Origin of the sequence: Pantoea sp. X85, assembly GCF_029623675.1 — a bacterium.
GTDB classification, from domain to species: Bacteria; Pseudomonadota; Gammaproteobacteria; order Enterobacterales; family Enterobacteriaceae; genus Pantoea; species Pantoea leporis.
On the sequence record NZ_CP121108.1, the window covers coordinates 2,386,183 to 2,412,893 of the forward strand.

26 protein-coding genes are annotated in these 26,711 nt (G+C 56.0%); 15 read left to right on the forward strand and 11 right to left on the reverse strand.

Annotation, left to right across the window (positions count from 1 at the left end):
• Positions 1-164 precede the first annotated feature (164 nt).
• The gene (locus P6287_RS11110) at positions 165-1,385 is read right to left on the reverse strand and encodes a nitrate regulatory protein (RefSeq protein WP_101764125.1); all 1,221 of its coding nucleotides are present in this window, start codon (positions 1,383-1,385) and stop codon (positions 165-167) included.
• Positions 1,386-1,872: 487 nt separating this feature from the next.
• Between P6287_RS11110 and P6287_RS11115 the strand changes: the two genes are divergently transcribed.
• The 8 genes from P6287_RS11115 to P6287_RS11150 all read left to right on the forward strand — a co-directional run bounded on the left by P6287_RS11115 (position 1,873) and on the right by P6287_RS11150 (position 10,854).
• Positions 1,873-2,364: a hypothetical protein gene (locus P6287_RS11115; RefSeq protein ID WP_101764607.1), complete on the forward strand. Its 492-nt coding sequence runs from the start codon at positions 1,873-1,875 to the stop codon at positions 2,362-2,364.
• A gap of 84 nt (positions 2,365-2,448) precedes the next feature.
• Positions 2,449-3,663 (forward strand): type IVB secretion system protein IcmH/DotU, encoded by a 1,215-nt coding sequence (icmH, locus tag P6287_RS11120; RefSeq protein ID WP_101764124.1) that lies wholly within the window; start codon positions 2,449-2,451, stop codon positions 3,661-3,663.
• Entirely contained in the window at positions 3,663-5,777 is a 2,115-nt protein-coding gene (gene tssM / locus P6287_RS11125; protein WP_277974928.1) for a type VI secretion system membrane subunit TssM, read from the forward strand. The genes icmH and tssM overlap by 1 nt, the downstream gene beginning before the upstream one ends.
• Before the next feature lie 13 nt (positions 5,778-5,790).
• A complete protein-coding gene (gene tagF, locus P6287_RS11130; protein WP_110866339.1) occupies positions 5,791-6,489 on the forward strand; it encodes a type VI secretion system-associated protein TagF in 699 nt (232 codons plus the stop codon).
• Positions 6,490-6,522: 33 nt separating this feature from the next.
• Entirely contained in the window at positions 6,523-7,635 is a 1,113-nt protein-coding gene (gene tagH / locus P6287_RS11135) for a type VI secretion system-associated FHA domain protein TagH (RefSeq protein ID WP_277973703.1), read from the forward strand.
• Positions 7,632-8,408, forward strand: coding sequence for a PP2C family serine/threonine-protein phosphatase (locus P6287_RS11140; protein WP_277973704.1), 777 nt, complete (start codon positions 7,632-7,634; stop codon positions 8,406-8,408). Before tagH ends, P6287_RS11140 begins: the two co-directional genes overlap by 4 nt.
• Positions 8,409-8,421: 13 nt before the next feature.
• Complete coding sequence (locus P6287_RS11145) at positions 8,422-9,372, forward strand: hypothetical protein (protein ID WP_277973705.1); 951 nt, start codon at positions 8,422-8,424, stop codon at positions 9,370-9,372.
• A gap of 66 nt (positions 9,373-9,438) precedes the next feature.
• Complete coding sequence (locus tag P6287_RS11150; protein WP_277973706.1) at positions 9,439-10,854, forward strand: serine/threonine-protein kinase; 1,416 nt, start codon at positions 9,439-9,441, stop codon at positions 10,852-10,854.
• 6 nt (positions 10,855-10,860) lie between these two features.
• On the opposite strand, the gene P6287_RS11155 is transcribed toward P6287_RS11150, so the two are convergent.
• Both P6287_RS11155 and chaB read right to left on the reverse strand, forming a co-directional pair.
• Complete coding sequence (locus P6287_RS11155; protein WP_168197458.1) at positions 10,861-11,532, reverse strand: gamma-glutamylcyclotransferase; 672 nt, start codon at positions 11,530-11,532, stop codon at positions 10,861-10,863.
• Positions 11,533-11,769: 237 nt separating this feature from the next.
• Entirely contained in the window at positions 11,770-12,000 is a 231-nt protein-coding gene (chaB, locus tag P6287_RS11160; RefSeq protein ID WP_101764116.1) for a putative cation transport regulator ChaB, read from the reverse strand.
• Between the two features lie 367 nt (positions 12,001-12,367).
• On the opposite strand from chaB, the gene chaA reads away from it, so the two are divergent.
• Positions 12,368-13,453 (forward strand): sodium-potassium/proton antiporter ChaA, encoded by a 1,086-nt coding sequence (chaA, locus tag P6287_RS11165; RefSeq protein WP_101764115.1) that lies wholly within the window; start codon positions 12,368-12,370, stop codon positions 13,451-13,453.
• A 119-nt stretch (positions 13,454-13,572) separates the two neighbouring features.
• Here chaA and kdsA read toward each other — a convergent pair whose 3' ends face one another.
• From kdsA to hemA, 6 genes are read right to left on the reverse strand one after another with little or no spacing between them, the layout of a single operon-like run.
• On the reverse strand, positions 13,573-14,427 hold the full coding sequence (gene kdsA, locus P6287_RS11170; RefSeq protein ID WP_277973707.1) for a 3-deoxy-8-phosphooctulonate synthase: 855 nt from the start codon (positions 14,425-14,427) through the stop codon (positions 13,573-13,575).
• 30 nt (positions 14,428-14,457) lie between these two features.
• A complete protein-coding gene (sirB1, locus tag P6287_RS11175) occupies positions 14,458-15,267 on the reverse strand; it encodes an invasion regulator SirB1 (RefSeq protein WP_101764113.1) in 810 nt (269 codons plus the stop codon).
• On the reverse strand, positions 15,264-15,662 hold the full coding sequence (locus P6287_RS11180; protein WP_101764112.1) for a SirB2 family protein: 399 nt from the start codon (positions 15,660-15,662) through the stop codon (positions 15,264-15,266). The genes sirB1 and P6287_RS11180 overlap by 4 nt, the downstream gene beginning before the upstream one ends.
• A gap of 2 nt (positions 15,663-15,664) precedes the next feature.
• Complete coding sequence (gene prmC / locus P6287_RS11185; protein ID WP_222233307.1) at positions 15,665-16,504, reverse strand: peptide chain release factor N(5)-glutamine methyltransferase; 840 nt, start codon at positions 16,502-16,504, stop codon at positions 15,665-15,667.
• A complete protein-coding gene (gene prfA / locus P6287_RS11190) occupies positions 16,504-17,586 on the reverse strand; it encodes a peptide chain release factor 1 (RefSeq protein WP_101764110.1) in 1,083 nt (360 codons plus the stop codon). Before prfA ends, prmC begins: the two co-directional genes overlap by 1 nt.
• A gap of 41 nt (positions 17,587-17,627) precedes the next feature.
• The gene (hemA, locus tag P6287_RS11195) at positions 17,628-18,884 is read right to left on the reverse strand and encodes a glutamyl-tRNA reductase (protein WP_061718543.1); all 1,257 of its coding nucleotides are present in this window, start codon (positions 18,882-18,884) and stop codon (positions 17,628-17,630) included.
• Positions 18,885-19,100: 216 nt separating this feature from the next.
• Here hemA and lolB point away from each other — a divergent pair, with 216 nt between their 5' ends.
• The 4 genes from lolB (at position 19,101) to P6287_RS11215 (ending at position 23,065) form a co-directional block, all read left to right on the forward strand.
• A complete protein-coding gene (gene lolB, locus P6287_RS11200; RefSeq protein WP_101764109.1) occupies positions 19,101-19,724 on the forward strand; it encodes a lipoprotein insertase outer membrane protein LolB in 624 nt (207 codons plus the stop codon).
• Positions 19,721-20,590 carry a 4-(cytidine 5'-diphospho)-2-C-methyl-D-erythritol kinase gene (ispE, locus tag P6287_RS11205; protein ID WP_192411662.1) on the forward strand — a complete coding sequence of 290 codons (870 nt, stop codon included), beginning with the start codon at positions 19,721-19,723 and terminating at the stop codon, positions 20,588-20,590. Before lolB ends, ispE begins: the two co-directional genes overlap by 4 nt.
• Positions 20,591-20,714: 124 nt before the next feature.
• Positions 20,715-21,662 carry a ribose-phosphate diphosphokinase gene (gene prs / locus P6287_RS11210; protein ID WP_006118899.1) on the forward strand — a complete coding sequence of 316 codons (948 nt, stop codon included), beginning with the start codon at positions 20,715-20,717 and terminating at the stop codon, positions 21,660-21,662.
• A 227-nt stretch (positions 21,663-21,889) separates the two neighbouring features.
• Positions 21,890-23,065 (forward strand): GGDEF domain-containing protein, encoded by a 1,176-nt coding sequence (locus P6287_RS11215; RefSeq protein WP_192411661.1) that lies wholly within the window; start codon positions 21,890-21,892, stop codon positions 23,063-23,065.
• On the opposite strand, the gene ychH is transcribed toward P6287_RS11215, so the two are convergent.
• On the reverse strand, positions 23,062-23,337 hold the full coding sequence (ychH, locus tag P6287_RS11220; RefSeq protein WP_061723496.1) for a stress-induced protein YchH: 276 nt from the start codon (positions 23,335-23,337) through the stop codon (positions 23,062-23,064). The two genes, P6287_RS11215 and ychH, sit on opposite strands and share 4 nt — an antisense overlap.
• Before the next feature lie 257 nt (positions 23,338-23,594).
• On the opposite strand from ychH, the gene pth reads away from it, so the two are divergent.
• Both pth and ychF read left to right on the forward strand, forming a co-directional pair.
• On the forward strand, positions 23,595-24,182 hold the full coding sequence (gene pth, locus P6287_RS11225) for an aminoacyl-tRNA hydrolase (protein WP_008107639.1): 588 nt from the start codon (positions 23,595-23,597) through the stop codon (positions 24,180-24,182).
• Positions 24,183-24,293: 111 nt separating this feature from the next.
• Positions 24,294-25,385 carry a redox-regulated ATPase YchF gene (gene ychF / locus P6287_RS11230; RefSeq protein WP_008107633.1) on the forward strand — a complete coding sequence of 364 codons (1,092 nt, stop codon included), beginning with the start codon at positions 24,294-24,296 and terminating at the stop codon, positions 25,383-25,385.
• Between the two features lie 69 nt (positions 25,386-25,454).
• Here the strand turns inward: ychF and P6287_RS11235 are convergent, their stop codons facing one another.
• Positions 25,455-26,690 carry an MFS transporter gene (locus P6287_RS11235; RefSeq protein WP_101764105.1) on the reverse strand — a complete coding sequence of 412 codons (1,236 nt, stop codon included), beginning with the start codon at positions 26,688-26,690 and terminating at the stop codon, positions 25,455-25,457.
• Positions 26,691-26,711 lie beyond the last annotated feature (21 nt).

The following is a 26,711-nucleotide window of genomic DNA, read 5'->3' on the forward strand; positions in this document are numbered from 1 at the left end:
TTGGCGAAACAAATGCGCAATGTCTGTAAGGTATTGCAAAGCCTGTGCCAAAAATATCAGGCCGTTTTATCAAGGCTGGCGCTATAAATGCGCTGATGATGCGTCGTTTTTGCACTGCGCTGACGCACTCTACGCACAGGGTTTGTGCAGCTACCTCCTTCGAGTTATGCCTTGAGCGTGGCGGCAACCGCCAGCACCGCCAGGGCTATTTCCAGCACCCGTTTGTTCTGGTTCATGGCGCTCTTACGCAGCGCCTGCCACGCATCCTGCTCGCTGAAACCGTGCTGCTGCATCAACCAGCTTTTCGCCTGATCGATAATTTTGCGTTCATCCAGTGACGCGCGCATCGAGGCGAGTTCATCGGCCTGCGTCTGCAGACGCTGCGACTGCTCACGGATCAACGCCAGCACCGAACGCCCGAGCTGGGGCGCGAGGCCATTGCTGTCCAGCGTGGTTTCAACGCCTGACAGCCAGCTGGCACCCGCGATATAAAGCGAGAAACTGGCCTCTTCTCCGATGGCTATCGGCGGAGATTCACTGTGCTGGGCAGCCGCAATCGCACACTGACAGCGATTCATCAGCGTGGCGCACAGCGTATCTTCAATCTGTTTCATCTGATCGAGACGCGAACTGAGCAGACTAAACCACTGCAACACGCCATTTTCACCGCACTGTGCGCCGGTGCAGGCGATGCGTCTTAGCCGCTCAATTTGGCTGCCGGCATCGGCTATCGCCTGCCAGCGTTGTAGATTTTCCGCATCAGAAAATTGGCTGAAAGTCGCAAAGCTTTGCTCCTGCGCAGCGATCAACACCTGAATGCGCTGCCGTTGCGTCTCGGTAAATTCACCGGCAGCGAATCCCGCTGAACCGGTGGCGCGCTCCTGTCCGGCCAGCTCTTTGCCTTGCATAAAGCTAAATAGCGCGATTAACGCACGCGAGATGTCCGGCTCACTGGCGGTATCCGCCGCTTCAAATACCAGATTGAGTAAGGTGCAGATGATGTGATTAAACGCATCCATCGCCTGCGCCTGCGTCACGGTGCGGCTGTGTACTTGCTGACGCAGCGCCGGCAGACTGTCCAGCGCCTGAAGCGCAGTCGCGATCAGCATGCAAAATCGGCTATAGCCGGGCTGCGCCTCTGCTTCCGGCAGCACCGCCATTGCACGCTGTTCGCGCAGTTCTACCTCCGCAGCGCGCTGTGCTAGCTCTTCACCAAACAGTCGACCAGCCGAGCACAGCCAGATATTGCTGGCTCCACGTTCACGCTGCAGCACATGGATCAATTCACTGATGGCGGTAATCTGTTCGCCGGTCCGCAGCAACCGTTGCAGGCTCGCAATCTCGCTGGCGCGGCTAGCACGTAGATAGTTCAAAGCCCGATTCATTGCTTTCTCCAGCGGTTTAGCGGTGTAAACAGAGGGTCAAGCAAAAGCCATGCCGTGCTGCGTTTAAACGTGGCAGAATTGGGCCCGGAAATTCCGAAATTGAGAAAATTGTTTCGCAAGGCAATCTTTTTTGCTTCATACAAATAGATTAATCTTATTTACCATTTTCGTTTGGTACTAACAGCGACCAAATGCCGTTGCGCTGCCTCGCATCGTTAACTGCAGCGAATAAATTAACTCAGCTTATCTATCACCGTGACTATGTGTTTTATATCATCGGCCTGCGCTGCTTTTTCGCCCGCTAGCACGGGATTTCTCATGGTGCAATGGTTTGAATTCTCAAAAGTCTTAGGTAGACTTAGTTCAGCACTATCTTTCTGTAATCTGTCTGTTTTTTTGATGGCTTTCTCGCTGCTTAATCTGCCTGCCTTAACGGCCCGTGCCGCAGATTACTCTGCAGCTAATCTGATGAAATTTGAGGATCATGGTGAATAAGAGTCTCGTGCTTGTGTTGCTGGCGGTATTAAGTCTGGCTGCTTGCAAAGCGCCACCGCCACCCGTTACAGATGACACGCTGGTAACCAGTGAAGTGAATGGCGTCCAACTGGTCCATCGTCATGCGGTGGCAGCACCTGGCGAATTCACGCCGGTCAATGAGAGTTATCGCGCGCTGTATGCTGCCTCGGTAATGACCACGCCTGATTATGGTGGCAAGGTAGTGCGCTATCTTGATAACGCCAAACCGTTTGAAGTGCTCGGCCGTGTTGAACACAGCTGGCTGGCAGTGGCTGATGAGCCTAACGGCCAGTTAATTGGCTATATTCCGCCGAAAGCGGGCGTGGAGAGCAGCCGTTACGACGCGACCATTCGAAGCGATCGTCCGCGCCCCCGCCGCAACAGCAAACAGGTTTGTGTGGCCGTTGGCGGCGCCAGCAAGGCTTGTCGCACTAACGATACCGCGACCTGGATTTTAGACTGATAATGCAATCCGGCGCACAATGCCCGCAGAAGCGCTTGCTCTGCGGGCTGTGATTTTCGCCCTTGCCTGGATAACCAAGATTTAATGACTCAGGATTCCCTTGCTCGCGATGGCATTGTCGCGGGCAATGATAACCTTTTGCTTAATGCCGCAGCACCCATCCTGAATGCCGTGGTACGTATACGGCAGGCCGCGACACATGACGATCCTGCCGGATTGCGCCAGTTACTGATCGAAGAGATCCGCCAATTCGAACAACGCTGTAAACAAGCGGGCTTACCTTTTGAGATGATTATCGGCGCGCGCTACTGCCTGTGCAGCGTACTGGATGAAGCCGCAGCGCAAACGCCGTGGGGCACGCGCGGCGTGTGGTCCGGCAACGGCATGCTGGTCACCTTTCACAATGAAAGCTGGGGCGGAGAGAAAGTTTTCCAGCTGTTGTCGCGCGTATCGCAAAGCCCGCAGCAGCATCTGTGGCTGCTGGAACTGATCCACTATTGCCTGCTGCTTGGTTATGAAGGCCGTTATCGCGGCAGTGACAGCGGCCGCGCGCAGTGTGAAGCCATCCGCAAACGCCTGGCACAACTCATTACGGAACATCGCCCGGCGAGCGCCAATCCGGCGGTGCCGCTGGTGGAAGTGCATCCGCTGGTCAGCACCCTGACGCGTCCGATGGTGCCGCTTTGGGCCTGCGTTACCCTGGCCACGCTGGTGGCGAGCCTGATTTACAGCGGACTGAACTGGCGACTCGGCAATGCCGCCGAACCGCTGCTGCGCACCATCTATCAAACCCCTCTGCCACAAATCACGCCAGGACGTCGCCCTACTTCCCCTCAAGCGCTGCTTGATCTGCATCAACGTCTGAATGATGTGATTGCCGCCGGACAGCTGGAAGTGAGCGACGGCGCGTTCGGCAGCAAAGTGATCATCCCCGCTGACAAACTGTTCTCCAGCGACGGCACGGTGGTGAATCAGGTGGGACGGGCGCTGCTGGCGCATGTCGCCAGCGCAATGAAAACCGTTAAAGGCACGGTTTTGGTGTCGGTGTATACCGATAACAGCCCGGTCGATGGCCGTTTCGCCTCCAGCTACGAATTCTCCTCTGCGCGCGCACGCGCCATCATGCAGCTGCTTAATCCGCAGCTCGCGGAAGGTCACAGCGTGAAAGCGGAAGGTCGCGGCGACAGCAATCCGCTGCTGCCGAACGACAGTAATGAAAACCGCGCCCGCAATCGTCGGGTGGAAATCACCCTGTTTGTGACACCGGAAACCCTCGGCAATCATCAGGGAGGCCAATGATGCGCGCATCACTGCAACATCTGTTAACCCATCGCCTGCTGTGGAGCCTGATTGGCGTCACGGCATTGAGCTGCGTGCTGTGGATGCTCGGACCGCTGTGGAGCTGGGGCGATACGCGCCCGCTCGAGCCAGTATTGCCGCGCCAGTTAGCGGTGGGACTGCTGTATCTGCTCTGGCTGCTGTTCCAGTTTATTCCTGCACTGTGGCGCGGCTGGTTTAACAGCAAGTTGCTCAACCGTCTGCAGCAGATGAGCCAGGAAGAGTTATCCGATCGTCAGGCCACCGAAACCCTGCTGGCGCAGCGCTTCAGTGAAGCAGCGCTGCGTTTAAAGCGCACCCAGTTTGGTCGTCGTCATCAGCAGAGCTGGCTGGCACGTTTTCAAAGTCACTACCTTTATCAGCTGCCGTGGTACGTGATGATTGGCGCGCCGGGCGCCGGTAAAACTACCGCACTACTCAACGCTGGCCTGCAATTCCCGCTCACTGACAGCCTCGGCAAAGCGGCAATTCGCGGCGTGGGCGGCACGCGCCACTGCGATTGGTGGTTCACTGACAGCGCGGTGCTGATCGATACCGCCGGACGTTACGCGTTGCAGGAGAGCCAACGCGCGCGCGATGGCGCGGAGTGGCACAGTTTCATCAATCTGCTAAAGCGCTATCGCACCCGTCAGCCGATCAACGGCGTGATCATGACCATCAGCGTCTCCGATCTGCTGACCGATTCAGCCGAAGCGCGCCATGCGCAGGCCAGCGCGCTACGAGAACGCATGGCGGAGCTGCATCAGCACACCGGCATTCACTTCCCGGTGTATGTGATGGTGACCAAAACCGACCTGCTGAAAGGGTTTATGAGTTTTTACGGCACGCTCAGCAAGCCGCAGCGCGATGCGATTTGGGGCTTCACTTTCCCGTGGGAACCGGGCAAACCGCATAAAGACGACTGGCACCGCAGCTTTAGCCAGCAATATCAGCACTTAGAACAGCGTTTACAGCAGCAACTGGCCGACGTCATGGCCGGCGAGCGCGATCTCACCCAGCGCGCCGACAGCTTCCTGTTCCCGCAAGAGTTCAGTTCGCTGCGTCCGCTGCTGAATGAGTATCTCGATGTGGTGTTTACCAGCCATCAGGAGCCGATCGCCTGGTCGGCGCGCGGCCTGTTCTTCACCAGCGGCACGCAGGAAGGTTTACCGTTTGACCGCATCATGGGCGAGCTGAACCGCAAGCTGCAGCTGCCGCATACCGGTGAAAGCAGCCTCGCCGCGTGGAATAGCGTCGATCGCAGCAGTCCGATCCCCGGCAACAAAGGACAGAGTTTCTTTATCCGCGATTTGCTGAGCGATTTAGTGTTCCGCGAGAGCGGCCTGGCGGGCAGCAATCGCCATTGGGAATACCGCAACCGCCTGTTCCACTGGATCGGTTATGGCGTGCTGACCGGCGCACTGCTGCTGCTCTCCTGTTTGTGGCTCACCAGCTATATTCAGAATCAGCGTTATCTGGACCAGGTTGCCGAACGCCTCGCGCCGATCACCACCCAGAGTCAGCAGGTGATCCATCAGCCCGCCGATAATATTTTTGATCTGCTACCCTTCTTAAATAACCTGGTGAAACTGCCGCTCTCCGAGCGTTTTTCCCTCGACAATCCACCGCTTACCATGCGCGTTGGGCTGTATCGCGGCAATCAGGTCAGCGATGCGGCGTGGGCGCTTTATCAAAATGCGCTTAAGTCTTTACTGCTGCCGCGCGTGGCGCAGCAGATCACCAATTTGCTGCGTGACGATCCGGGCACCGATAACGATTACAGTCGCAATGCGTTGCGGGCCTATCAGATGCTCTATCAGCCGCGCAATTATGACGGCGAGTTCCTGCGTGGCTGGCTGATGCAAAACCTGCAGCGCACGCTGCCGGATGATGTCAGCGCGCGCGATTTGCAGCAGCTCGACTGGCATCTGAGCCAGCTGCTGGATCAGCAAATTCAGTCTTCGCCGTATGCACGTGACAATGCGTTGATGATGCGCAAGCTTGCGGAGAATCTGAAAAATGCCGGTGACAGCAGCAACACGCTGGCGATTGCGCCGCACGTTGTTTCGCAGCGATTGACCAGACACAGTGAGTAATGGTGAGGTAATCATGCCGACACACACTGCGCCGGGCTGGTACGGCAAGTTACCGGCCACCGGCGATTTTTTGCGCCAGCGTCTGAGCGAAAATACCGTGACGCCGTGGAGCCACTGGTTTCAGCAAGGATTACTGCACTGGCATCAGCAAGCCGATGCCAGCACCGCACAGTTTTTACGTGCGCCGGTGTGGAATTTTGTGTTACCGCTTTCGCCGCTGCGTCAGCAGGTGCAGATGGGCTGCCTGCTGCCGTCTTGCGATCGCGTGGGCCGCAGCTGGCCGCTCCTGGCGCTGCGCAGCTTCCCGCTGAGCCACTGGCACAGCGCGCAGCTGGCGATGTCCGGTGACTGGTTCCAGGAACTGGGCGCGCTGCTGCTGCACGCGGTGCGCGATCGACTCAATCCCGATGCGCTGGAGCAGCAGATGCAGCGCCTGTCACCGCTGCTGGTGCCGGATACGCAGCGCAGCGACATCATGGATGTGATTGGTTTTGATGATTTACCCTGCACGCTGAGCTGGCGTGAAGTGGCTGACAGATTCGATCCGCAGCAGCACATGAGCTACTGGTGGAGTAATCGCAGTGACGGTTTTAGCCATGCCACCCATAAACACAGTGGCCCGCTGACTGCGCAACTTTTTTCATTATTGTTTAACCCGGCGTCTGGTGCACAGCCGGGCCGCAACGGCCTCTATCCACCGATGTTTGAATAGGCCGTGGCGTTTGCCTTGTTAACGGGATGACTCATGCAATTTACCATTGTGCAGTGCAATACGGATGTGCCCGCCAGGACGGTAGCCTTTAAACCGCCCGGCGGCACCATCGGCCGCAGTCAGGATAACGATCTGGTGCTGCCTGACGAATCGCGCGCCATATCGCGTCTGCAGGCGCTGGTGCATCTTTCGCCGGAGGGCGAGTGCCGCCTGACCAATCAGGGCAGCGTCACGTCGGTGGTATTGAACGGCGTCGCGTTGCAACGCGGCTCGCAAGTGGCGTTGCAGGATGGCGACACGCTGCAAATCGGTGAGTATGGGCTCGAAGTACGCGATCCTAACAACCTGAAAGCCCGCCAGGACGATCCGCTGGCGTTCTTTGCCGACAGCAGCGACGACCCGCTCGGTATGATGCAGGAGTCGGAGGTGATTCCCGAGCCGGTTGCGCGTCAGGAGCGCCGCAACGATCCGCGTCTGGCGATTGATCCGCAAAGCGATGCGCCGACGCTGCCCGCCACGTTGCCGGGCGTCTCTCAGGACAAACTGATTGCCGCGCTGCTGGAAGGGATGGGGCTCAACAATGGCCATCAAACCAACATCACCGAAGAGCAGATGCGTGTAACCGGTCGCATGCTGAGCCTGTTTTCGCAAGGTACCGTCGCCCTGCTCTCCTCGCGCTCGATCCTCAAGCGCGGCGTGAAAGCCGACATGACGATGATTCTCAATGAGGCGAATAACCCGTTCAAAATTCTGCCGTCCGGTAAAACCGTATTGATGCAGATGTATCAAAGCCAGATGCCGGGCTTTATGCCGCCGGAACCGGCGGTGCGCGATGCGCTGGTGGATTTGCAGGCGCATCAGCTCGGCATGATTGCCGGTATCCGCGCCATTATTGCCGCCATGCTGCAATCGTTTAACCCGCAGCGCTTAGAAGAAGAAGCACGCAAAGATGGCGTGCTGCCCAAAATGGCGTTCAGTACCGGACGCAAAGCGGCGCTGTGGGATTACTTCTCACGCCACTATCAACGTACCGCTGGCGAAATTGAGGATGACTTCCATACGCTGTTCGGCGAAGCCTTCCTGCATGCCTATGATATGGAAGTGAATCAATACAAAGATTCTCAAACGCGGACCGAAGACGCATGAAGATGATGTTTGCCAGCCGCTGCCAGCAAGGCATGCGCGACGAAAATCAGGATCGTACCGGCGCCGAGCTGGACGATCGCAAAGCCTGTTTTCTGGTGTGTGACGGCGTCGCCGGTTTGCCTGGCGGTGATATCGCCGCGCAACTGGTGCGCGATACGCTGCTAACGCAGCTGCAGCACAGTGTGACGTTCACCCCTGAAAGCACGCGCGCCGCCATTGAACACTGCCAGCAGGTGCTGATTGAGGCACAGGGAAACAATCCGAATTTTTCACGTATGAGCACCACGCTCGCCGCGCTGTTTATCGACCGCGAAAAACAGCGCGCATGGTGGGCGCACGCTGGCGACAGCCGGGTTTATCACTTCCGTCATGGGGTGCTAAATCAGGTGACGCGTGACCACAGTCTGGCCCAGCAGTTACGCGAGGCGGGCTATGAAAATACCGGCATTAACAGTAATTTACTCTATAATGCGCTCGGTGTTGAGCCTGCCCGTCCGGCCACTTTTAGCGAGGTGATTACGCTGGCCGATGGCGATGCGTTTCTGGTTTGCAGCGATGGATTCTGGCTCAATCTCACCACCCATGAAATGGAACTGGCCCTGCGCATGGTGAATGCCTGCGAAGAGTGGCTGACTTTGATGGAACAAGCCGTTAACCGCAGTGTTAAAAGCGACAATCTCAGCGCTCTGGCCGTCTGGATTGGCGAACCGCAGGAAGCGACGCTGCTTTATTCCCAGGCTGATGCGGCACGTTTTCTGCCGTCACGTTATTGATCCAAGGATGCTTATGAAAGTGTGGTTGACGGGCTTCGTAACCCTGTTGCTGGCCGTAAATGCGCAGGCAGAAGATTATCGCGTGGTGTATTCCCCGAGCCTGTCATTAGAAGTCTACATTGATGACGTGGCGAGCAAAGCGCCCAACGACTGGTGCAAAGAGACGCTGCCGCTGCGCATCGTCTCGGGCAAAAGCACCGACTCCAGCATCCTGACCAGCTTCCTGCCGCGCGTCGGTACGCTGCTGGCGAATCAGTGCGGTCTGCTGGATGAACTGCCGTGGCAGATGACCAATAAAGAGGGCAGCGTGCTGGCTAACGGCAGCGCAGCCAAATTACAGAACTGGCGCCCGATCGTGCTGAACGATGCCACCGCCAGCGCCACCACCAGCAACGCCGCGCCGCTCGATTTGTCACGCCCGGCGGATAGCACGCCGCTGCAGCACTTTGCCTTGCCGGGCGGCTGCCATTTCCGTACCTGGTGGGATGACAAAGGCGAATCGCTGTTTATCCCGGATAACCCGAATCAGCACTGCTCCACCGAAGGCTGGCTGGAAGGCCCGAGCGAAATGACGCTGATGAGCGCTGGCAAAACCCATAATCTGGCGCTGAACTTCTATCAGGGCTACCCGATTGCAGATTTAAAGATGAGCGGTCCGCCGCTGGAAGTGGTCTCGGTGAATAACCAGCGCATGATTGTTACGCGTCCGGATGCCGATGATAGCTGGTTAGTGCTGCCGTTTGATGCACAACAGCATGTGTGGCGTTTTAGCGGCACACTACTGGTGAAGATGGACAAAACCGCCGATCAGGGCAGCGATGTGCTGAAAAAGCGGGTTGAGACGTTACGCGGCGTTTGGTCGCCGCAATTTATGCCACAGCAAAAAGTGACTGTGTTACTGATTGACACCCTGCATGCGGATCTCGCCGATCCGGCGATTGGTGCCTGGCGTAACATTAATTAATTAGCGGTCGTTGCCTGCCGTCATCGTGATGACGGGGCGCTACAGGACGTGTTCAGAGAGTTCACTATGTCGGCAAACGAAAACCATACACCTAACGCCCTCCCTGCGGGCTACCGGTTTAATGAATTTGAAATCAAGGAAGTGATTGGCGGCGGCGGCTTCGGCATTGTTTATCGTGCCTGGGACCATCAGCTGGAACGCACCATCGCGATCAAAGAGTACATGCCCGTCTCGTTGGCGGTGCGTGCGGCGGATATGTCGCTGGAACTGCGCGGAGAGCGTTTCCATAAGCTGTTTACCGCCGGTCGTAATAGCTTTATTCAGGAGGCGCGCCTGCTGGCACGCTTCAATCATCCCGGCTTGCTACACGTGTTGCGCTTCTGGGAAGAAAACGGCACCGCCTACATGGGCACGCTTTATTACAGCGGCATGACGCTGAAAGAGTGGCAGATCACCAGTCCGGACAGCATTGACGAGAACTGGATCCGTCGTCTGCTACCGCCGCTGTTTGGCGCCATTGATACTATCCACGCCGCCGGTTATCTGCATCGCGATATCTCGCTGGATAACATCCAGATTCAGGAAAACCAGCTGCCGGTGCTGCTTGATTTTGGCTCGGCGCGCAAAGAGATCGGCAACCTCTCGGATGAAACCGAGATCATGCTGAAGCCCGGCTTTGCGCCGATTGAGCAGTACAGCGAAGAAGGCGAAATAGAGCAAGGTCCGTGGACCGATATCTATGCGCTAGGCGCAGTGCTGCACAACCTGATCACCGGCCATGCACCGCCGGTGAGCGTGGTGCGCTGCATTGAGGATAACTATCAGCCGCTGGTGGAGCGCAAGCCGGAAGGCTATTCGCTGCCGCTGCTGCACGCCATTGACTGCGCGTTAGCCATGAAGCCAGCAGATCGTCCGCAAAGCATTGATGCCTTTGCCAGCTTGATCGATCTGCCGGTCAGCGATGTCGAAGCGCTCTCCACCACTATTCCGCTCGTGGCTGAGCCGGTTGTGCCGGTGGAGCCGAGTGTTGCAACGCCGGAACCGCAAGTGTTGGCCGTCAATCATGCTGCTGCCTCCGTTGAACCTTTGACGCCGCGCAACGTGCGTCGTTTGTCGCCAGGTTTAGTGGTGGCCGCTGCGATTGCGGTGCTGGCGGTTGTGGTGGTGGTTTGGAAAGCGAATCATCACAGCGAAGCACCACCGGTCGCCGCCAGCACTGCGCCCGCTGCGCCTGCCGCAGCAGGCAACAGTGTAGCGAGCAGCGCACCGACGGTGGCGACGGTTTATCTGCGTTTGCAGGCGGGTGAGAATGTGATGCTGAATGGCGAAGCCCGCGATGTGAAGCCCTCCTCCAGCGGATTCGCTTCACTGAATCTGGCGGCGGGGAACTATCGCATTGAGGTGCGTAACGGCAACCAGGTGCATAGCCAATCGCTGACCATCGATAAGCCGGGAACCTGGCTGATTAATCCGGCGCAGTAATCCGTATCAGCGCGCTGCCGAATGACTCTGCAGCGCTCTGACATCTGCTGCCAGGCGCGTCAATGCCGCTTCCTGCATGCCACGTTTGCCTAGCTCCTGCTCCAGCGCGTAGAGGTATTGTGCGTTGGTGCCGAGCGGACCGCTGGCCTGGGCAATCAACGGCGCAATGGTGCTGCGGCAGGAATCGGTTTCATACAGCGGATGACGCGGATCCATGATAAACACCAGCGCGGTGACGTTGCGTCCATCCTCCAGCTCCAGTTCACACCAGGTTGGCAGATAGCAGCCGGTGATCATTTCACGCTTCCACAGCAGCTCCAGCTCATCATGCAAACGCGATTCCGGTAAACGGAACGCCAGTCCGCTGGTGGAACCGCCCTCTTTCAGCGCCAGCATACGGCCAGGCGCGGTTACGGTGCCGCGACCGGCAATCAGACGCAGGCAAAACGCACGGTGCCAGCCCTCTAAACGACCCGGCGCCACTTCGGCCGCTTCAAAAATGGGATTCCACATCAGCGAGCCGTAGCCAAAAATCCACACCGGGCTTTGGTCAGGACGACAGGCCAGCGTCGCGGACAGCGATGCCGCACGCTTTTCACAGCTCCAGAACAACGCTTCATCAATATCGCCAAACGATGTTTTACAATCTGCTTTTAACAAAAATTCCCGCGTTAACACTGTGGTCTCCTCTACTACGCTGACATCTTGCCGGTGTGGTTCCTCAAAACTGATGTCTACAGGCGACGCTCATTGCATCGTCTTAAGAGAAGACATTAATTCATTTTTAACAAAACATTCAAGATTGACCCCGATCACAAAAGGGAAATTCTGTGTAAATAGCATCGGCTGCCTGGTGAGGAACTTGAATGGCGAAGGGAAAAGTGCGAGGCGGGCCGCACCGGCCCGCAAGACAAACTAGTTTTTAGGGTGCCACTTGTCATCGTCACCTTTTGAGTACTCATGCTTGACTGCTGCCCAGGCGACTTTGTGTGCCACCTCTTCGCGCGACTCATCGCCACGCCGGTCGTCGGGATCTTTGTATTGGTCCCAGGCGCTGTTAAAGGCCTTTTGATAGATGGTTTGTGCGTGAGCCGGCAGGACATGACGCACGCTGTCTGGCAGCTCTTTGTTTGATGAATAAGGCATATTTCCTCCTGTTTCATACCCAGGGTTTAAGTCTGGATCATCTGGGTCAAAACGCAAACTGGTACTTTCACTGGCAGATGGCGTAAAACAGGTTTAAACCTCTATAAACTTCACCCTATACAACGATTAACCAGACCAATCTCATCTTTAATTGGGTGAGTGACTCATGCAACATAATGAATACAGGCATTAATCCAGCGATAACACACTCTTTTGCCGTGTTATGCATAATAAACGCTTTTGGTAAAATCGCGTAAAGTCACAGCAGCACAGCTGATGAAAAGTTACACTGCGTTACGTCAGAAAACTCATTATATTTATAAGGCAATGATTGCCTGCTTTGTACTTTTTCCGGAGAGGATGGTAAATGCCTGGACATGAGAAAACCCGCCATACCGAGTACTCACTGATTTTCCCCGTTGCTGCGCTGGCGGTGCTGAGCTTCTTCGGCAACCAGACAGCGCTTCTGCCGGTTATCGGCATCAACCTGTTGGCATTAGTTGCCATTCTGTTTAGCGCCTTCAGCGTCGTGCGTCACGCCGACGTGCTGGCACACCGTTTAGGCGAACCTTATGGCTCGCTGATTCTCAGTCTTTCCGTCGTTATACTTGAAGTGAGTCTGATCTCCGCGCTGATGGCCACCGGTGATGCCGCGCCCGCGCTAATGCGCGACACGCTCTACTCGATCATCATGATTGTGACCGCCGGTTTAGTCGGCTTTGCCCTGCTGCTGGGCGGACGCAAGTTTGCCACGCAGTACGTTAATCTGGCGGGCGTAAAACAGTACATGATCGCCATTTTCCCGCTGGCGATTCTGGTACTGGTGTTCCCCAATGCGTTACCTGGCGGTAACTTCACGACTACGCAGGCGCTGATCATCGCGGCGATTTCTGCGGCCATGTACGGCGTGTTCCTGCTGATTCAAACCAAAACTCACCAAAGCCTGTTCGTTTATGAGCATGAAGATGATGGCGACGATCCGCACCACGGTAAGCCCTCTGCGCACAGCTCGTTGTGGCACACCGCATGGCTGATCGTGCATCTGATTGCGGTGATTAGCGTGACCAAGATGAACGCCAATCCGCTGGAAAGTCTGCTGACAGAACTGAACGCCCCGGCGCAGTTCACCGGCTTCCTGGTGGCGCTGTTGATCCTGTCACCGGAAGGTTTAGGTGCAATCAAAGCGGTACTGATGAATCAAGTCCAGCGTGCTATGAATCTGTTCTTCGGTTCGGTGCTGGCGACCATTTCACTGACGGTGCCTGCAGTGACCATCATCGCTACCCTGACCGACCAGCAATTGGTGTTCGGCCTTGAGCCACCGCAGATGGTGATCATGAGCGCCGTGCTGATCCTGTGCCACATCTCGTTCTCAACGGGCCGCACCAACGTGTTGAACGGTGCCGCGCATCTGGCGCTGTTTGCCGGGTATTTGTTGACGATTATGCTGTGAGACTAGCGGTCGGCATAAATGCCAACTTTACGGAAATCGTGCATGTTGTAGGATCGCCATTTATGGCGACCAGCCAATAAAAAAGGCGCCATCGGCGCCTTTTTCACATTTCAAAACAATCAGTTGCTGGTATCCAGCTCTGGGAAGCTCTTCACCAGATCGTCGATGGCTTTCATCTGCACCAGGAAGGGTTCCAGCTTATCCAGCGGCAGCGCGGATGGACCGTCGCATTTGGCGCTGTTTGGCTCTGGGTGCGCTTCGATGAACAGGCCAGCAATGCCAACCGCCATGCCGGCACGCGCCAGCTCGGCGACCTGCGCACGACGACCGCCAGACGCAGCGCCGAACGGATCGCGCGTTTGCAGCGCGTGGGTAACGTCGAAGATCACGGGGCTATTGTGGGTGACGTTCTTCATCACGTTGAAGCCGAGCATATCGACAACCAGGTTGTCATAGCCGAAGTTGCTGCCGCGATCGCACAGGATAACCTGATCGTTGCCGCCTTCGACGAATTTGTCGTAGATGTTACCCATCTGGCCTGGGCTAACAAACTGGGGCTTCTTGACGTTGATTACCGCGCCGGTTTTCGCCATCGCTTCCACCAAATCGGTCTGACGCGCGAGGAAGGCCGGCAGCTGAATCACATCAACCACGTCAGCCACAGGCTGCGCCTGCGATGCTTCATGCACATCGGTGATGATTTTCACGCCGAAAGCCTGCTTCAGCTCCTGGAAAATCTTCATGCCCTCTTCCAGGCCAGGACCACGATAAGATTTGATTGAAGAGCGGTTCGCTTTATCAAAAGAGGCTTTGAATACGTAAGGGATCCCGAGTTTGTCGGTGACCTCAACGTAGTGTTCGCAGATGCGCATGGCGAGATCGCGCGATTCCAGCACGTTCATGCCGCCGAAGAGAACGAATGGCAGATCGTTTGCGACCTTGATATCGCCGATATTCACTACTTTCTGTGTCATGCCCTTTCCTTTCCTTTTATCGGGTAACGCTTAGTGCAGCGTTACCTGTTTCTGTTCAATTGCGTGAATCTGCACTTTAATCATCTCGCTGACCGGATCTTCAGGACACTGTTCAACGAAATAGGTCAAATCATTCAGCGCGATGTGTTCACACTCTAATTGCGCGTAAATCAAACCACGGTCGCGAATCTCGTAAGGATCGTCAGGATCGATCTGCAGCAGCACTTTGCTGACGTTCAGCGCCAGCTCCATCTGCTTCTCTTCCATCAGCGCGGATTTCAAGGTGTCGAGCATCTTGCGCATCACGTTGATGGTCTTGGCTTCGTCGAGATCGTCGTTATACAGCTTGGCGGTTGGGCTGATGTTGCCTTTCAGCCACACTTCCAGCGTATGCGTATCCAGCGTTTCGCCGTTGAATGGGTTGATCAGCCACATTTCGCCATCTAACCAGTCGGCACGCAGAATCAGCTGTGTCGGGAAAATCACCGGCATCAGCGGCAATTCCAGCTCATCGGCGATGTGCAGCAGGATCACGCCCAGCGACACCGCCGTGCCCTGACGGCTCTTCAAGACTTTGTCGATCCACAGCGCGTCGGAGAGATTGTAGACGCCGCTGGCGCCGCCAAATCCCCACTGACGATAGAACAGCTCCAGCAGCTTACCCAACTGCAAATCGGCGTCCTGTTCGCTGCTGACAAACTCACGGGCTTCATCTACCAGCGCCGCCAACTGTTGTTGCACAGAAGGCGCGGAAAAATCATTGCGTATGGCGCATGTGGCGCCAATCACCGCTTCACTCAGCGGTGTTTTACTGTAATCGAGTTGCTCTGGCGAGGTCATACAATCCCCAATAACGGCATTTTGGTCATCGCCAGCTTAATCACAAACAGCAACGCTACGATTGCAATCAGGAAGGCGATCCAACGTGTCCCCATTTTACGTGGGCGACGGCTCAATGCCACGGAACCTAAGGCGATGTAGATAATAACCGCTAACAGCTTCTCCGTCAGCCAGCTTCCTTGCGGTGTGAACGGATAAAAATGCGTAATCATCACCAGCAGCGCACCGCTTAACAGCAAAAAGGTGTCGTTAACGTGCGGCGCAATGCGCACCCAGCGGCGTTGCAGCATCGCTGAGCCGGTGGTTTGCCAGTAGAAGCGCAGCAAAAACAGACAAATCGTCAGCGCAACGGTCAGCAAGTGAAAATGTTTAATCAGGGGATACCAGCTCGCCATCGTTATTCCTTATTAAAAAATTGTCCTAGTGTGACGCGCGGATTACCGCCGTAATCGTCAACGGTGCTCACCGCCTGATAACCGTGCTGCGTCATGATGGCGCGCACGGCTGCACCTTGCTGCCAGCCATGTTCCAGCAGCAGCCAGCCGCCAGCGTGCAGCCAGTGCGGTGCGGTGTGAATGATAAAACGTAAATCGGCCAAACCCTGATCGTCCGCCACCAACGCGCTGCGCGGTTCAAAGCGCACGTCGCCCTGCTGCAGATGTTCATCGGCGGCATCAATATAGGGCGGATTGCTGACAATCAGATCAAAACGTTGGGCGGGAAGATCGTTAAACCAGTTGCTGAGGATGAAGCGGGCGTTATCAATGTGCAGACGCTGCGCATTGTCCTGCGCCAGTTCCACCGCCGCCGCGATGCGATCGCAGCCGATAACCTGGCAGCCTGGCCGTTCGCTGGCCAGCGCCAGCGCAATCGCGCCGGTGCCAGTGCCTAAATCCAACAGAGACGTCGCGGCGGCCGGCAGATGTGCCAGCGCTTGCTCCACCAGCACTTCGGTGTCCGGACGCGGGATCAGCGTGGCATCACTGACGCGCAACGGCAGCGACCAGAATTCACGCTCGCCGACCAGATGCGCAATCGGCTCGCCGTTGACGCGGCGCGCCAGCAGCGCATTCAGTTGTTCCAACTGCTGCGCGTCCAGTTCCGCATCGTCAAAGGCAATCAGCCAACTGCGCGCTTTGCCCGTCACAAAACCCAGCAATATTTCCGCATCGCGCTTCGGGCTGTCGCCGCCACAGAGCGCTACCACAGCCTGCTGTAGCCAGCGACGGATGATCATTAGTCCTGTCCAGCCAGCGCGGCCAGCTGATCGGCTTGATACTCCTGCACAATCGGCTCAATCAGCGCATCCAGCTTGCCTTCCATCACCTCATCGAGACGGTAAACCGTGAGGTTGATGCGGTGATCGGTGACGCGGCCCTGCGGGAAGTTGTAGGTGCGGTTACGATCCGAACGGTCGCCGCTGCCGAGCAGGTTACGACGCGTCGAAGCTTCAGCGGCATTACGCTTTGCCGTTTCCGCCGCGTGAATACGCGCACCCAACACCGCCAAGGCTTTGGCTTTGTTTTTGTGCTGTGAACGTTCGTCCTGACACTCCACCACAATGCCAGTTGGCAAGTGGGTGATACGAATCGCGGAATCGGTGGTGTTAACGTGCTGACCACCGGCACCGGAAGAACGGAAGGTGTCGATTTTCAAATCGCCGGCGTTGATTTCCGGCATTTCCGCTTCGGGCAGTTCCGGCATGACCGCAACGGTACAAGCCGAGGTGTGAATACGGCCCTGCGATTCGGTTTCTGGCACGCGCTGTACGCGATGGCCGCCCGATTCAAACTTAAAGCGGCCATACGCGCCATCGCCGATGATGCGGGCGATCACTTCTTTATAGCCGCCGTGCTCACCTTCGTTGGCGCTGATGATCTCAACCTGCCAGCGACGCGCTTCGGCGTAACGGCTGTACATACGGAACAGATCGCCGGCAAAAATCGCCGCTTCATCACCGCCGGTACCGGCGCGCACTTCGACAAAGCACGAACGTTCATCGTCGGGATCTTTCGGCAGCAGCAGCACTTGCAGCTGTTGTTCCAGCGCTTCACGCTTCTCGCGTGACAGCTTTAATTCTTCCTGCGCCATCTCGCGCATTTCCGGGTCTTCCAGCATCATTTCGGCAGTTTCAACGTCTTCCTGCACCTGCTGCCATTCGCGGAAACAACGGGTGACGTCGCTAAGCTGGGCATATTCACGTGATAACGCACGGAAACGATCCTGATCGGCAATCACGCCGGCATCGCCCAGCAACGCTTCCACTTCCTCGTGGCGTTCCTGGAGCGCTTCCAGCTTGGCAACAATAGAGCTCTTCATGTAATAGCGGGTATCCCAGTGATAGGTCGTGACTGACCAGATTACTCTAAACCGAGGCTGTCACGTAAGATCTGCAGGCGTTCGCTGTCGCCATCGCGCGCGGCCTGCTGCAGTGATTTGGTTGGTGCATGAATTAAACGGTTGGTCAGCTTGTGTGCCAGTTCCTGCAGCACTTTTTCGGCGTCAGCGCCCTGCTGCAGCGCGGCCAGCGCGCGTTCCTGTAACTCGGCGCGCACCTGATCGGCCTGCGAACGGTATTCACGGATGGTTTCAACCGCGCTTTGCGCGCGCAGCCAGGCCATAAATTCGCCGCTCTCCTGCACCACAATGCTTTCAGCCTGCACGGCGGCGGCTTTGCGCTGCGCCATGTTCTGCTCGATGATCGCTTGCAGATCATCAACGCTGTAGAGATAGGCGTTCGCCAGCTTGCCCACTTCCGGCTCGACATCGCGCGGTACGGCGATATCCACCAGCAGCATCGGCTGATTGCGACGCGCTTTCAGCGCGCGCTCCACCATCCCTTTACCGATAATCGGCAGCGGGCTGGCGGTGGAAGAGATAATGATGTCGGCATCGGCCAGACGGGTTTCGATATCGCCGAGGCCAATCACTTCTGCCCCCACTTCATCGGCCAGCAGCTGAGCGCGTTCGCGGGTGCGGTTGGCGATCATCAGCTTCTTGACGGAGTGTTCGCGCAGATGACGCGCCACTAACTCGATGGTTTCACCAGCGCCGACCAGCAGCACGTTAACGGTGCTGAGCGATTCAAAAATTTGACGCGCCAGTGAACAGGCAGCGAAGGCGACCGATACGGCGCTGGCGCCAATCTCGGTTTCGGTGCGCACACGCTTGGCCACCGAGAAGGTTTTCTGGAACATGCGCTCCAGTTCACTGCTCAGCGCGTGGTCGCGTGACGAATCAACAAAAGCTTTTTTAACCTGACCTAAAATCTGTGGTTCACCCAACACCAATGAATCCAGCCCGCTGGCCACGCGCATCAGATGGCTGACCGCCGCGTTGTCCTGATGCCAGTAGAGGCTGTTGCGCACATCCTCTTCACGCAGATCGTGATAGTCACACAGCCAACGCACCAGCTTCTCCTGCAGGTCGGCTTGCTGCTCTACACTGAGGTAGAGTTCCGTACGGTTGCAGGTCGAAAGGACCACACCGCTCTGCACCATCGGCTGGGACAGCAGGCTATTCAGCGCCAGTTCCAGCGTGTCTGGTGTAAACGCAACGCGTTCGCGTAGCGCAACAGGTGCAGTTTTGTGGTTGATTCCGAGTGCAAGCAGCGTCATGTGATTCGGGTTGGGATATCCCAAGTGTTGTCAGGGTTTTGTGCAGCGCATTCTACAAGATGCCACAGGTCAAGAAAAGCCATACAAAGCCTATGACAGTAATAAGATTAAACTGATCGTGCGCAATTATTGCCATAACAGCATTGACGGCTTACATGCGGATGGTTAGCGTTACCGGTTACGAAGTAAAAACGTGTCTGAGGAGATGACCACGTGATGCATTTGCCCCCGCGCAAGTTACTGCGCCTTTTACCCCTTGCCAGCGTGTTACTGGCTGCATGTACCATTAACAAACCACAAGGTCCGGGCCCAAGCACCACATCACCGCAATGGCAGCAGCATCAGCAAGCCGTGGCGAAAATCAGCCAGTATCAGACGCGCGGTGCGTTCGCTTACCTGTCGGATAAGCAAAAAGTGTATGCACGCTTTAACTGGCAGCAAACCGCTGCGGATCGCTATCGCCTGCTGCTGACCAATCCGCTCGGCAGCACCGAATTGCAGTTGGATGCGCAAGGTTCCGTGGTGCAGATCGTGGATAACAAAGGCAAGCGCTACGTGAGTAACGATGCCGAGAAGATGATTTCACAGCTTACCGGCATGGATATTCCGCTCGCCAATCTGCGTCAGTGGATGATGGGCTTGCCGGGCGATGCCAGCGATTATCAGCTGAATAACAATTACCAGCTGCAAAGCCTCAACTACAGCCGCAACGGTCAGCAGTGGAAAGTGAACATTTCTGATTACGACAGCAAAGTGAATCCGCCGCTGCCGGCGAATCTGGAGCTGTCTGAAGGCGGTCAGCGCATTAAATTACGCATGGATAGCTGGACCACTCAATGATCACCACGTGGCCCGCGCCAGCAAAACTGAATCTGTTCCTGTATATCACTAGCCGTCGTGCTGACGGCTACCACAATCTGCAAACGCTGTTTCAGTTCCTCGATTACGGTGACACGCTGGAAATCACACCGGACAGCAGCGGCAAGATAACGCTGCTGACGCCGCTGACTGGCGTGCCGGATGACGAGAACCTGATTGTGCGTGCTGCGCAGGCGTTAAAAACCGTTGCCGCTGCGCGTGGCACCTTGCCCGCGCAGGCCGGTGCCAGCATCGCGCTGGAGAAGGTTTTGCCGATGGGCGGCGGGCTTGGCGGCGGCTCTTCAGATGCGGCAACGGTGTTAGTGGCGCTGAATCATCTGTGGCAAACCGGATTAAGCGTTACCGAGCTGTCGACGATTGGCATCAAACTGGGCGCGGATGTGCCAGTGTTTATTGGAGGTCACGCGGCCTTTGCAGAAGGCGTGGGCGAACTATTGCAGCCGGCTGAACCGGCAGAAAAATGGTATCTGGTGGCGCATCCAGGCGTGAGCATCGCGACGCCTGATCTGTTCCGCGATCCCGAACTGACGCGCGATTCACCAATCCGCACATTAGATGAACTGTTACAGCGTCCTTTTCACAATGATTGTGAGGCTGTGGCAAGAAAACGTTTTCGTAAGGTTGATGAGCTGCTTTCCTGGCTGCTAGAATACGCGCCGTCGCGCCTGACTGGGACCGGAGCTTGTGTGTTTGCTGAATTTGACACCGAATCCGACGCACGTCAGGTGCTGGAGCTTGCCCCGAAATGGATTTGCGGATTTGTGGCGCGCGGGCTTAACCTCTCGCCGTTGCAGCGCACACTTTCTGGGCTAAAAGCGTCTACGTGACAGTGTCACCCGTTCCAGACACTGCATGTTGCGCATTAACACACCCGTATGAACATGCTCTTTGGTATTCGCCGGTTACTCTAGAGCCGTTCATTCTCTGGACGCCAAGCCTGAGGTTCTTCTCGTGCCTGATATGAAGCTATTTGCTGGTAACGCCACCCCGGAACTAGCACAACGTATTGCCAACCGCCTTTACACTAGCCTCGGAGACGCCGCTGTTGGCCGTTTCAGTGATGGTGAAGTAAGTGTACAGATTAACGAAAATGTACGCGGTGGTGATATTTTCATCATCCAGTCCACCTGTGCCCCCACCAACGATAATCTGATGGAGCTGGTTGTGATGGTCGACGCCTTGCGTCGGGCTTCTGCTGGTCGTATTACTGCTGTCATTCCTTACTTTGGCTATGCGCGTCAGGACCGCCGTGTGCGTTCTGCTCGTGTACCGATCACTGCCAAAGTGGTTGCCGATTTCCTTTCTAGCGTGGGCGTTGACCGTGTTCTCACCGTTGACCTGCATGCTGAACAGATTCAGGGCTTCTTTGATGTCCCGGTGGATAACGTCTTCGGCAGCCCAATCCTGCTGGAAGATATGCTGCAAATTGGCCTGGAAAATCCCATTGTAGTTTCCCCAGACATCGGTGGCGTAGTGCGTGCCCGCGCCATCGCCAAACTGCTCAACGATACCGATATGGCTATCATCGACAAACGCCGCCCGCGCGCGAACGTTTCGCAGGTGATGCACATTATTGGTGACGTTGCGGGTCGTGACTGTGTACTGGTCGACGATATGATCGACACCGGCGGTACGCTGTGCAAAGCGGCTGAAGCGTTGAAAGAGCGCGGCGCGAAACGTGTTTTCGCTTACGCTACTCACCCAATCTTCTCCGGCAATGCGGTGGAAAACCTGCGTAAGTCGGTGATTGACCAGGTGATTGTCTGCGATACCATTCCGCTGTCTGAAGAGATGAAATCTCTGCCAAACGTGCGTACTTTGACGCTGTCTGGCATGTTGGCCGAAGCGATTCGTCGTATCAGCAACGAAGAATCAATCTCCGCGATGTTTGAGCATTAATTCATCGCGTGAAACCGGGCCTCGTGCCCGGTTTTTCTTTGCACCCAGCCCTCAATCTGACTCACCGATTAAGCCACTTTCCCCATTGATATTTGCGCGATAAATTTCGTTAAATCTCGCTATTCTCGCTGCCATCCACTCTTTTCTGGTGACTCGCATTGCCGCCCTTTAGCGGTCCAATGTTTAATGCTATTTTCTTCCCACTTTTTCCCCGAGCTCCGACCACTATGACTCTCGACCTCTACACGCTGTTTGTTTGCGAGCTCTTTGTGCTGGGGTTTTTGAGTATCATTTTGATTTTTGCCTGGATCGGTGCGCAGTACGATCGCGTATTGGGCTGCACCACGCTGGCGCTGGTTTTAACCCTGGCGGCGGTGTTCCTTAGCAGCTTACGCAGTGCGGGATTCCATTTTTTACCGGTCGCGGTCGGCAACGTCATGCTGTTGCTGGCTTATGGCAATCTGCTCAATGCCTTCCGCATCTTCTGCGGAAAAGCGATTGGCCTCAGCTGGTTAGGCGGCGGTTTGTTGTGGGCGATTTTGTGCCTGTTCCCCGCGTTTTATCACAGCCAGCCGAAGCGCGTGCTGGTGGTTTGCCTGCTGTGCATCATCTATACCGGCGCGCTAATCCGCTTGCTGTGGCGCGTGCGCGCGTCGTTGACCGTCACCTTCTGGCCGGCGCAAATCCTGCTATGGATCCATTTGCTGTTTCACGTGGCGCGTATCTTTCTGGACGATGCGGTGGCGACGCCGGTGCGCGGTGCGATTGGCGGTTCCAGCTTCTCGGTGTATGTGATTCTTGAATCGATCCTGTTTGTTATTGGCCTGAGTTTCACCATTCTGGCGATGGTCAACGAACGCACGCAAATCGCCCACAAGCTAGCATCAATGCACGATCCGCTCACCAGCGTGTGGAATCGCCGCGCGCTGTTCGAGCAGGCCGATAAAATGATATTGCGCAGCGCGCGACAGTCACAACACTTTGTCTATAGCGCGGTGCTGTTCGATCTGGACCATTTTAAAAGCATCAATGACCGTTTCGGCCATCAACAAGGCGATCAAGTATTAATCGATTTTTGTCAGGTGGTGCAGGCGTTGATGCCGGAGAGTGGCCATTTTGCCCGTTTGGGTGGCGAGGAGTTCGCGGCGATCATTCCCGGCGATGCCGAGCAGGCGCAGCGGGTGTGTGAACGTATTCGTTTAGCGACACAGCTGTCGCAACCTAACGATGTGCGTTATACCGTCAGCATCGGTTATGCCACCGCGCTGCAGCCTGGCGAACCCTTCCCGCTGTTGCTGGCGCTGGCCGATGAAGCGTTGTACCGTGCAAAAGCCAGCGGCCGTAACCGCATCGAACGTTATCTCGCGCAGTTACAGCCGCTGCAGCAAACCGTACTCACTTAATGTGATGAGTGATTGCGACGGCAACGCTTATCGCCGTAATGACGTAACCAGTAATAACGATCTTCCACGCGCTCACGTCCGCTGACGCGCGCGCCCACCAGCCACAGTAAAGCGCCAACGAAGATGCTGAACATCGCACCGTGCGCAAGGAATTGCGGCAGGTTGAGTGAAGGAAGCTGGTTGATAATGGAATAGCCGACGCCTAATACCATCGTCAGTAAACCCAAACACATCAAACCGTTACCTACAAAGCGGCAATTTTGACGTTTCATGATCCACCTCCATCCTTTTAAAAGCAAAACAGCACGTATGGTTAACTAGCCATAAGCTTAGGCAATACCTGCCGCTTAAGTTGCGTACAGGGTCACATATCCTTCACAACCTTTGACAAATCTTTACCGCCAGCGCCTTGATTTCGATAGAAAATGATTAGTCACGTAGAGACATTATCTATGGCGCATGGCCTTTGTCATCCGTGCCGCCAGGCAGTAAACTACCGCCCTTTCCGCAGCAAGACAGGATAAACATCGTGAGCAGCATTAAACTGATTGTGGGGCTGGCCAATCCCGGCGCTGAATACGCCGCAACCCGCCATAACGCTGGCGCCTGGTATGTCGATTTACTGGCGAGCCGCAACAATCAGTCGTTAAAAGACGAGCCAAAGTTTTATGGCTACACCGCGCGCCTGTCGCTGGCGGGAGAAGATGTGCGCCTGCTGGTGCCCACCACTTTTATGAATCTCAGCGGCAAAGCGGTGGCGGCGATGGCGACTTTTTATCGCATCGCGCCAGAAGAGATTTTGGTAGCGCACGATGAGCTGGATTTACCGCCGGGCGTGGCGAAATTCAAGCAAGGTGGCGGCCACGGCGGCCATAACGGCCTGAAAGACATCATCAGCAAGCTGGGCAACAACAATAATTTTCACCGTTTACGCGTGGGTATTGGCCATCCTGGCGACCGCAATAAAGTGACTGGTTTCGTGCTGGGTAAGCCGCCAGCCAGCGAACAAAAGCTGATTGATGATGCCGTAGACGAAGCGGTGCGCTGCACCGAACTGTGGCTGAAAGAAGACAAGATTAAGGCGATGAACCGCCTGCACGCGTTCAAGGCGGGCTAAGGCCAATTCCCGCGCCGCAGAAGGCAATTCTGTGTATAATGCGCGAAATTTTTTGAATCTGTCGGCGCTATTTAATAGCGCTGCGCACTCAGTGAGAAAGGTAATCAGACCATGGGATTTAAATGCGGTATTGTGGGCCTGCCGAACGTCGGTAAATCCACCCTGTTCAACGCGCTAACTAAAGCGGGTATCGAAGCAGCCAACTTTCCGTTCTGCACCATCGAGCCAAACACCGGTGTGGTGCCAATGCCCGATCTGCGCCTCGATCAGCTGAGCGAGATTGTTAAGCCACAGCGCGTCGTGCCCACCACCATGGAATTCGTCGATATCGCCGGTCTGGTGAAAGGCGCGTCCAAAGGTGAAGGCCTGGGCAACCAGTTCCTGACCAACATCCGTGAAACCGAAGCCATCGGTCACGTGGTGCGCTGCTTCGAAAACGACAACATCATCCACGTAGCGGGTAAAGTTAACCCGGCGGAAGATATTGACGTGATCAACACCGAGCTGGCGCTGTCGGATCTCGACACCTGCGAACGTGCGATTCAGCGTTGCCAGAAGAAAGCCAAAGGCGGCGACAAAGATGCCAAAGCCGAGCTGGCTGCGCTGGAGAAGTGCCTGCCGCATCTGTCAGAAGCGGGCATGCTGCGCGCACTGAATCTGGATGCTGACGAGAAAGCGGCCATCCGCTACCTCAGCTTCCTGACGCTGAAGCCAACCATGTACATCGCTAACGTCAACGAAGACGGTTTCGAAAACAATCCGTACCTCGATCAGGTGCGTGCGATTGCCGAAGCCGAAGGTTCGGTGGTGGTGCCAGTGTGTGCTGCCGTTGAGTCTGATATCGCTGAGCTGGAAGATGACGAGCGCGACGAGTTTATGGCTGAACTGGGCCTGGAAGAGCCGGGCCTGAACCGCGTGATCCGCGCCGGTTATGCGCTGCTCAACCTGCAAACCTACTTCACCGCAGGCGTGAAAGAAGTGCGTGCATGGACCATTCCTGTTGGAGCCACCGCGCCACAGGCGGCGGGTAAAATCCACACTGACTTCGAGAAAGGCTTTATCCGCGCTCAGACCATCGCATTTGAAGATTTCGTCGCGTTTAAAGGCGAACAAGGCGCGAAAGAAGCCGGTAAAATGCGCTCAGAAGGTAAAGAGTACATTGTAAAAGATGGCGATGTGATGAACTTCTTGTTCAACGTCTAATCTCTTAACCGCAATAAAAAGCCCAGTTAATTAACTGGGCTTTTTTTTATAACCAAAATCTCACGTCTTTCAGGCCGCTTTGTCCGTCATCGCCACTCGCGCATCCAGCTCTTCAGGCGTTTTCAGGAATGGCGTCAATACCCCGCTCAAAACATAAAGCCCGGCATAAATCCCCAGCACCCCACCCGCACCCAGCGATGAGTAGAACAGTGCGGTGATAGCAGGAGCTATAAACGCGCCCAGACCTGCACCCAGATTCAGCACCGACATTGCCGCGCCTTTGCTGTCCGGGGCCAGCAACGGGAACAGCGCCGACAGCGGCACATAACCGGCCATGGTAATACCGCACAGGCACAGCACGAACGCCATCACATAGAAGTTGTGGCCCAGCACCTGCGGCACCGCCCAAACCAGAATCAGCACGGCGGCATAACCAAAGCCACCGACCCACATAATAGTGGTACGCCAGCCAAACTTATCGCCAAAGAAACCAAAGAACAGGTTGGCGAAAATCGCCACCAGGAACACCGCCGACCACATATGCAGCCATTCGGTTTTGCTGTAGCCGAAACTGATCAGATAGAGCGGCAGGAAGGTCGCCAGACCATATTGGGCGATGCCGTTGACCGATTTCACCACCAATCCCATCGCAATCACCGGACGCTGCAAAATGGTGATGCCTTTAATTAACTCCGCCGCGCTGAAGGGATGAATTTCAGATGCCGGAACCACGTCGCGGTTCACCCAAATGCCTAACACGGAGCCGACGACCACAAATACCATGCCGACCCACAGCACATGAATTTCGCCCATCACCGGCAATGCCAGCGAGGAGAAGAACGGACCGATGACGCTCAAACCCAGCGAGAAGGTAAACCAGAACCAACCCACTGCGGTAGAACGGCGCTCCACCGGCGTGCTGTAGTTAATCCAGATGAGAAACGAGTAGGCAAACAGTGGATAACCGATGCCGCGAATGGCATAAAACGGCAGCATCCAGGCCATGTGCATGGTCTTGAGGCCAACGCCGATAAACCCGATACTGCCGATAACAAAGGTGATCAACCCATACAGCATCACTTTGCGCGGGCCGAGGGTTTGCACCAGTACGCCGGTCACCCAGGCCGCCAGCGTCACGGTGACACCGTATGCGGTGATCAGATAAGAGGCTTGCGCGACAGACAGCCCTTTATCCACCAGCCAGATGGCAATCCACGCTTGTTCTACACCATCGCCGATCATGAATATCGCGAGGCCGATATAGCCCCAAAGCAAGTTTTTAGGCAAACCTATTTTGTCGAACATAGTTTCCCCCGTGTCAGACAC

Bases quoted from the DNA above. Each gene is read 5' to 3' on its own strand.
- P6287_RS11110 (WP_101764125.1), bottom strand. From the start codon at position 1,385: ATGAATCGGGCTTTGAACTATCTACGTGCTAGCCGCGCCAGCGAGATT.
- icmH (WP_101764124.1), top strand. From the start codon at position 2,449: ATGACTCAGGATTCCCTTGCTCGCGATGGCATTGTCGCGGGCAATGAT.
- tssM (WP_277974928.1), top strand. From the start codon at position 3,663: ATGCGCGCATCACTGCAACATCTGTTAACCCATCGCCTGCTGTGGAGC.
- tagF (WP_110866339.1), top strand. From the start codon at position 5,791: ATGCCGACACACACTGCGCCGGGCTGGTACGGCAAGTTACCGGCCACC.
- tagH (WP_277973703.1), top strand. From the start codon at position 6,523: ATGCAATTTACCATTGTGCAGTGCAATACGGATGTGCCCGCCAGGACG.
- P6287_RS11140 (WP_277973704.1), top strand. From the start codon at position 7,632: ATGAAGATGATGTTTGCCAGCCGCTGCCAGCAAGGCATGCGCGACGAA.
- P6287_RS11145 (WP_277973705.1), top strand. From the start codon at position 8,422: ATGAAAGTGTGGTTGACGGGCTTCGTAACCCTGTTGCTGGCCGTAAAT.
- P6287_RS11150 (WP_277973706.1), top strand. From the start codon at position 9,439: ATGTCGGCAAACGAAAACCATACACCTAACGCCCTCCCTGCGGGCTAC.
- chaB (WP_101764116.1), bottom strand. From the start codon at position 12,000: ATGCCTTATTCATCAAACAAAGAGCTGCCAGACAGCGTGCGTCATGTC.
- chaA (WP_101764115.1), top strand. From the start codon at position 12,368: ATGCCTGGACATGAGAAAACCCGCCATACCGAGTACTCACTGATTTTC.
- kdsA (WP_277973707.1), bottom strand. From the start codon at position 14,427: ATGACACAGAAAGTAGTGAATATCGGCGATATCAAGGTCGCAAACGAT.
- sirB1 (WP_101764113.1), bottom strand. From the start codon at position 15,267: ATGACCTCGCCAGAGCAACTCGATTACAGTAAAACACCGCTGAGTGAA.
- P6287_RS11180 (WP_101764112.1), bottom strand. From the start codon at position 15,662: ATGGCGAGCTGGTATCCCCTGATTAAACATTTTCACTTGCTGACCGTT.
- prmC (WP_222233307.1), bottom strand. From the start codon at position 16,504: ATGATCATCCGTCGCTGGCTACAGCAGGCTGTGGTAGCGCTCTGTGGC.
- prfA (WP_101764110.1), bottom strand. From the start codon at position 17,586: ATGAAGAGCTCTATTGTTGCCAAGCTGGAAGCGCTCCAGGAACGCCAC.
- hemA (WP_061718543.1), bottom strand. From the start codon at position 18,884: ATGACGCTGCTTGCACTCGGAATCAACCACAAAACTGCACCTGTTGCG.
- lolB (WP_101764109.1), top strand. From the start codon at position 19,101: ATGCATTTGCCCCCGCGCAAGTTACTGCGCCTTTTACCCCTTGCCAGC.
- ispE (WP_192411662.1), top strand. From the start codon at position 19,721: ATGATCACCACGTGGCCCGCGCCAGCAAAACTGAATCTGTTCCTGTAT.
- P6287_RS11215 (WP_192411661.1), top strand. From the start codon at position 21,890: ATGACTCTCGACCTCTACACGCTGTTTGTTTGCGAGCTCTTTGTGCTG.
- ychH (WP_061723496.1), bottom strand. From the start codon at position 23,337: ATGAAACGTCAAAATTGCCGCTTTGTAGGTAACGGTTTGATGTGTTTG.
- ychF (WP_008107633.1), top strand. From the start codon at position 24,294: ATGGGATTTAAATGCGGTATTGTGGGCCTGCCGAACGTCGGTAAATCC.
- P6287_RS11235 (WP_101764105.1), bottom strand. From the start codon at position 26,690: ATGTTCGACAAAATAGGTTTGCCTAAAAACTTGCTTTGGGGCTATATC.